General features: G+C 70.7%; 4 protein-coding genes. 1 reads left to right on the top strand and 3 read right to left on the bottom strand.

Annotated elements, in window-relative coordinates; all coding sequences use genetic code 11:
- The 3 genes from ACIQM4_RS22185 to ACIQM4_RS22175 all read right to left on the bottom strand — a co-directional run.
- On the bottom strand, window positions 1-964 hold a 964-nt coding region (locus ACIQM4_RS22185; protein ID WP_401594118.1), incomplete at its 3' end, for a biotin/lipoyl-containing protein.
- Between the two features lie 63 nt (window positions 965-1027).
- A complete protein-coding gene (gene lpdA / locus ACIQM4_RS22180; RefSeq protein ID WP_401594115.1) occupies window positions 1028-2416 on the bottom strand; it encodes a dihydrolipoyl dehydrogenase in 1389 nt (462 codons plus the stop codon).
- Between the two features lie 295 nt (window positions 2417-2711).
- Window positions 2712-4238: a leucyl aminopeptidase gene (locus tag ACIQM4_RS22175; protein WP_401594112.1), complete on the bottom strand. Its 1527-nt coding sequence runs from the start codon at window positions 4236-4238 to the stop codon at window positions 2712-2714.
- 284 nt (window positions 4239-4522) lie between these two features.
- Here ACIQM4_RS22175 and ACIQM4_RS22170 point away from each other — a divergent pair, with 284 nt between their 5' ends.
- Window positions 4523-6586, top strand: a complete 2064-nt coding sequence (locus tag ACIQM4_RS22170) for a hypothetical protein (RefSeq protein WP_401594110.1) — start codon at window positions 4523-4525, stop codon at window positions 6584-6586.
- The last annotated feature ends 104 nt before the right edge of the window (window positions 6587-6690 follow it).

Raw genomic sequence — 6690 nt, 5'->3', positions numbered from 1 at the left:
CCTTGACCTGGCCGAGGTCGACGCCGTTCTCGGTGGCGAGCTTGCGGACCAGGGGGGTGACGTAGGCGCTGTCGTCGCCGGAGGTCGCGGCGGGGGCCGGGGCCTTGGCGGCGGCAGGCGCGGGCGCTGCCGGGGCTGCCGGAGCCGGGGTGGCAACGGTGGCGGGCGGCGTCTGGGCCTGCGTCGGCGCGGCGGGAGCGGCGGCCGGGGCCGGGTCCGGAGCGGCCGGGGTCTCCTTGGGAGCCTCCTGCTTCGGGGCCTCCTGCTTGGGGGCCTCCTGGGCGGGAGCCGGAGCGGCGGCGGCCGGAGCGGCGGCCGGGGCAGCGCCCTTGGCGCCGATGACGGCAAGCTTCGCGCCGACCTCGGCGGTCTCGTCCTCGGCGACGACGATCTCCAGGAGGACACCGGAGACGGGGGCCGGGATCTCGGTGTCGACCTTGTCGGTCGAGACCTCCAGCAGCGGCTCGTCCTCGGAGACCTCCTCGCCGACCTCCTTCAGCCAGCGGGTGACGGTGCCCTCGGTGACGCTCTCGCCGAGCGCCGGCAGGGTGACGTCGGTGCCCTCGGCGGAGCCGCCGGCGGCCGGGGCCTCGGCGGGGGCGGCCTGCGGGGCCTCCTCCTGCTTCGGTGCCTCGGCGGCGGGGGCCTCCTGTGCGGGGGCCTCCTGCGCCGGGGCGGCCGGGGTCTCCTCGGCGGCGGGAGCGGCGGCCTCGGAGCCACCGCCCGAGCCGTCGTCGATGATCGCGAGTTCGGCGCCGATCTCGACGGTCTCGTCCTCGGCGACCTTGATGGAGGCCAGGATGCCCGCGGCCGGGGCCGGGATCTCGGTGTCGACCTTGTCGGTCGAGACTTCGAGCAACGGCTCGTCGGCCTCGACGCGCTCGCCCTCGGCCTTGAGCCAGCGGGTGACGGTGCCCTCGGTGACGCTCTCGCCGAGCGCCGGCAGGGTTACGGAAACCGACATGGTTTCAGTTGCTCCTATCGGAATTTTGGTGCGGAAGTGGTCGTCGCGCCCGGACTAAAACTATTAGTCGTGGGAGTGAAGCGGCTTGCCGGCGAGGGCCAGGTGGGCCTCGCCGAGCGCCTCGTTCTGGGTCGGGTGCGCGTGGATGAGCTGCGCGACCTCGGCCGGCAGGGCCTCCCAGTTGTAAATGAGCTGCGCTTCGCCGACCTGCTCGCCCATCCGGTCACCGACCATGTGGACGCCGACCACGGCACCGTCCTTGACCTGGACGAGCTTGATCTCACCCGCGGTCTTCAGGATCTTGCTCTTGCCGTTGCCTGCCAGGTTGTACTTCAGCGCGACGACCTTGTCCGCACCGTAGATCTCCTTGGCCTTGGCCTCGGTGATGCCGACGGAGGCGACCTCGGGGTGGCAGTACGTCACCTTGGGCACGCCGTCGTAGTCGATCGGCACGGTCTTGAGACCGGCGAGACGCTCCGCCACCAGGATGCCCTCGGCGAAGCCGACGTGCGCGAGCTGGAGGGTCGGGACCAGGTCACCGACGGCCGAGATCGTCTCGACGTTGGTGCGCATGTACTCGTCGACCAGGACGTAGCCGCGGTCCATCGCGACGCCCTGCTCCTCGTAGCCGAGGCCCTGCGAGACCGGGCCGCGGCCGATCGCGACCAGCAGCACCTCCGCCTCGAAGGTCTTGCCGTCGGCCAGGGTGACCTTGACGCCGTTGTCGGTGTACTCGGCGGTCTGGAAGAAGGTGCCCAGGTTGAACTTGATGCCGCGCTTGCGGAACGCGCGCTCAAGGAGCTTCGAGGAGTTCTCGTCCTCGACCGGGACCAGGTGCTTCAGGCCCTCGACGACGGTGACGTCGGTGCCGAAGGACTTCCACGCCGAGGCGAACTCGACGCCGATGACGCCGCCGCCCAGGATGATCGCCGACTCCGGGACGCGGTCCAGGGTGAGCGCGTGGTCCGAGGAGATGATGCGGTTGCCGTCGATCTCCAGGCCCGGCAGCGACTTCGGCACGGAGCCGGTGGCCAGGAGCACGTGCCGGCCCTGGACGCGCTGTCCGTTGACGTCGACGGAGGTCGGGGAGGAGAGCCGCCCCTCACCCTCGATGTACGTCACCTTGCGGGAGGCGACCAGGCCCTGGAGGCCCTTGTACAGGCCCGAGATGACCTCGTCCTTGTACTTGTGCACGCCCGCGATGTCGATGCCCTCGAAGGTCGCCTTCACGCCGAACTGCGCGGACTCGCGCGCCTGGTCGGCGATCTCGCCCGCGTGCAGCAGGGCCTTCGTCGGGATGCAGCCGTTGTGCAGGCAGGTGCCGCCGAGCTTGTTCTTCTCGATCAGTGCGACGTCGAGGCCCAGCTGGGCCCCACGCAGCGCCGCGGCGTAACCGCCACTGCCACCGCCGAGGATCACTAGGTCGAAAACGGTGCTGGCGTCGTTCGCCACGTCACGTCCTCCATGCATGTGCGCCGGTCGCCGGTCATCGATGACCGGGCGGCGGGGGTGTACGGCCGCTTGATGTTCGGCCCTGTGGTGGGGGCCCTGTCCTGCCGGTAAACCATCTTCGCACTTGATGGCGGAAGGCGGGACGCCGGGCCGGGTCCTGAGACGGGGTCGGACCCCGCTCTCAAGGGTTACCAGCGCGTACGTACGTACAAATATTTCGTTTAGGGCGAAACCGTACGAACACGCCGCTACGACCCCGGGCCGGTGCGGGCCCGGGGTCGTACCGGGAGATCTGCTAGCCGAGGTCGCCGGCCGCGGTGCGCTCCGCCAGCTTCACCAGCGTGCGGATCGATGCGCCCGTGCCGCCCTTGGGGGTGTAGCCGAACGGGGCGGCCTCGTGGAAGGCCGGGCCCGCGATGTCCAGGTGCGCCCAGGCGATGTCCTCGCCGACGAACTCCTGCAGGAACAGCCCGGCGACCAGGCCGCCGCCCATCCGCTCGCCCATGTTGGCGATGTCGGCGGTGTCGGAGTTCATGCCCTTGCGCAGCTCGGCGGGGAGCGGCATCGGCCAGGACTGCTCGCCGACCTCCTCGGCGATCTCGTGGATCGCGGTGCGGAAGGACTCGTCGTTGCCCATGACGCCGAAGGTGCGGCTGCCGAGAGCCATCACCATGGCGCCGGTCAGGGTGGCCACGTCGACCATCGCGTCCGGGTTCTCCTCCGAGGCACGGGCCAGCGCGTCGGCCAGGACCAGGCGGCCCTCGGCGTCCGTGTTGAGGACCTCGACGGTCTTGCCGGAGTACATCCGCAGCACGTCGCCGGGGCGGGTGGCGGTGCCGGAGGGCATGTTCTCGGCGAGCGCGAGCCAGCCAGTGACGTTGACCTTGAGGCCGAGGCGGGCGACCGCGACGACGGCGGCGAACACGGCGGCGGCGCCCGCCATGTCGCACTTCATCGTCTCGTTGTGACCGGCCGGCTTGAGCGAGATGCCGCCCGAGTCGTAGGTGATGCCCTTGCCGATGTAGGCGAGCGACTTCTCCGCCTTGGGGTGCGTGTAGGAGATCCGCACCAGGCGCGGGCCGCGGGCCGCGCCCTGGCCGACGCCGAGGATGCCGCCGTAGTTCCCCTTGACCAGAGCCTTCTCGTCGAGAATCTGGATCTTGAGGCCGTGCTCCTTCGCGGCGGCGGACGCCACCGCGGCGAACGACTCGGGGTAGAGGTCGTTCGGCGGGGTGTTCACCAGGTCGCGGGCGCGGTTGATCTCCTCCGCGACGGCGACGGCACGCTCGGTCGCGGCCTTGACCGCCTTGTCGCGCGGCTTGGCGCCGAGCAGGACGATCTCGGCGAGCGGCAGCTTGGCGTCGGCCTTCTGCGCCTTCTCGCCCTGGTCCTGGTAGGCGGTGAAGCTGTACGCACCGAGCAGCGCGCCCTCGGCGATCGCCTCGGCGTCCTCGACCGACCCCACCGGCAGGGCGAAGCCGGCCTTCTTGGTGCCGGTCAGCGCGCGGGCCGCCGCACCGGCGGCGCGGCGCAGCGACTCGGCGGCGTACGTGTCGTCCTTCTCCGGGACCGGTCCGAGGCCCACGGCCAGCAGGACGGGGGTCTTGAGACCGGAGAGGACCGGCAGCTTGGTGACCTCACCCTCGGCGCCGGCCGCGCCCAGGGTCTCCAGGACGGCAGCCAGCTTTCCGTCGAACGCCTTGTCCACGGCCTCCGCGCCGGCGGCGACGACAGGACCCTTGGGCCCCTTGGCGATACCGATGACGAGCGCGTCGGCGCGCAGCGTCGCGGCGCCGGAGGTGCTGAGAGTGAGAGCAGTCACGGTGGTGAAATCTCGCTTCCTGAGTTCCTGAGGGTGGCGGGTATGTGCGCCTATCGGTCGAGACTACGCGCGCCCGCCCACTTCGATCACGGTGGCGACCTGTTCACTCATCAGGGGTGTCTCTCCGAGGTTTCGGGCGCGCACAGCGTGAGCGATGCGGCACACTCCCCGTAGTTCGTGCAGAGGATCAGGGGATTGCTTTGCATGATGTCCACAGGTTTCCCGTCTCTCATCCGCAAGGATGAGGTACGGAAGATGACCTTCGAGGGGGAGGGGTGTACGCAATGGCGTACAGAACCAGGGCAACAGGGGTAAAGCGCTCGGGCAGAGCGGGGGCGGCCCTGCTGACCGCCGGCCTCATGGCGGCGGCGGTGGCACTGTCGCCCACCGGCGCGGTCGCGGCCGAGGCGCCGCGCATCGATCTCAAGGTCCTCGTCGTCGACGACGGCGGGGAGGCGGTGGGGGCCGTCGCCGACGAACTGCGCTCCACGGGTGTGCCGTTCACCACGGTGAAGCTCGGCACCGCCGGGCGTCCGGTGATCAACGCGGCCTTCCTCAGCGACACCGTCGACGGCCGGCCGCGCGCCAAGTACCAGGGCGTCGTGCTGCCCAACGAGGCGCCGTTCGGCACGGATTCACCCGAGTCGGCCGCCCTCACCGCGTACGAGAAGACCTTCGGCATCCGCCAGGTCGACGCCTACACCTGGGCGCACCCGGGTGTCGGTCTCGACTACACCGACCAGGAGGGGTACGCGGGCCCGCTGGACGGCGCCGACGCCACCGTCACCGCCGCCGGGCGGGCGGGGCCCTTCGGCTACCTGGACGGACCGCTGAAGTTCGAGGACAACTCGCCGACCGTGATGGAGAGTTACGGGTACGCGGCCAGGCCGAGGGCCGGCTTCACCAGTTACGTCGACATGCCCACCGGGACCGGCGCGACCCGCGGCAGCCTGGTCGGCGAGTACGCCCACGACGGGCGCCGCGAGCTGGTCGTCACCTTCGCGTACAACAAGTACCAGCGACAGTTCCGGGTCCTGGCGCGCGGTGTCGTGGAGTGGCTGACACAGGGCGTACACCTGGGGCAGAGCCGCAACTACTTCTCCGTTCACGTCGACGACGTCTTCGCCCCCGACGCTCGCTGGGACAGCGAACTCAACTGCACGCCGGGCGACTTCGACTGCAAGGGAGGTGAGGGGGAGGGTGCGAACCCGGTCCGCATGACGGCGGCCGACGCGAGCTACGCGGCCCAGTGGCAGCGGCAGAGCGGCTTCCAGCTCGACATGGTCTACAACGCGGGAGCGGGCGAGGAGTGGAAGGCCGAGAACGGCGGCACCGACGCGCTGGCCGCACAGCTGGTGGCCGACCGCGCCCAGTACCGGTGGATCAACCACACCTACACCCACCCCTTCCTCGGCTGCACGCAGGACAACACCGTCGTGCCCTGGAAGTGCGCCACCGACACGGCGGGCAGGACGCTGTGGATGGGCCGTGCGGAGATCTCCAAGCAGATCTCCGACAACCACAAGTGGGCGACCGCGAGGGGCATCTCGGTCGACCGGAGCGAGCTGGTCACCGGTGAGCACTCCGGTCTGCGGACCACCCCGCAGCAGCCGGTCGACAACCCGAACCTGGGACCCGCACTCGCCGAGAACGCGGTGAAGTGGATCGCCAGCGACGCCTCGCGCGAACCGCAGCAGCGGGCGGCGGGCGCTGCGTTGACCGTGCCCCGGCACCCGATGAACGTGTACTACAACGTCGGCACTGCCGCCGAGATGGCCGACGAGTACAACTGGCTCTACACGAGCAGGGCCGACGGCGGCAGCGGCGTCTGCGAGGACAACCCGGCCTCCACCTGCATGGAGGACCCCCTCGACGTGAACACCGGCTACGCGTCGTACATCGTTCCGCAGGAGGCCCGTACGGCACTGAGCCACGTCGTCGCCAACGACCCCAGGCCGCACTACGTCCACCAGTCGAACCTGGCCGAGGAGCGGCTGCTCTACCCGGTCGTCGACAAGACGCTCGCGGACTACCGGGCCCTGTTCGCGGACAGCGCCCCGGTGGTAAACCCGCGCCAGAGCGACGTCGGCGTCGAGTTCACCCGCCGCACCGCCTGGGACAAGGCGCTCGCCGACGGCACCGTCAGCGCGTACCGGATCGGCACCACCGTCACCGTCAAGGCACCCTCGCGGGTCCTCGCGCCGGTCACCGTGCCCGAGGGGACGAAGAAGCGCATGCTCGTCGGGTCCACCGCGTTCGGGACGCCGTACGCGGGGCAGCGCTCCGCCTGGTCGGCCCCCGAGCTCCTGCAGTCCGCCGTCACGCTGACCCTGCCCACCGCTCCCTGACACCGGGGCACCGGCTGCTGCGGGGCGCCGACCGTTCCACCGCACCCGCTCCGCAGCACCGGCCGCTCCGCGGCACCACCGCAACTGGCAACTCGTCCTGGGGG

The organism is Streptomyces sp. NPDC091272 (assembly GCF_044757485.1).
Classification (GTDB): Bacteria; Actinomycetota; Actinomycetes; order Streptomycetales; family Streptomycetaceae; genus Streptomyces.
The sequence above is the reverse complement of the archived record's forward strand: the minus strand, read 5'-3'. Positions and strand labels throughout refer to the sequence as shown.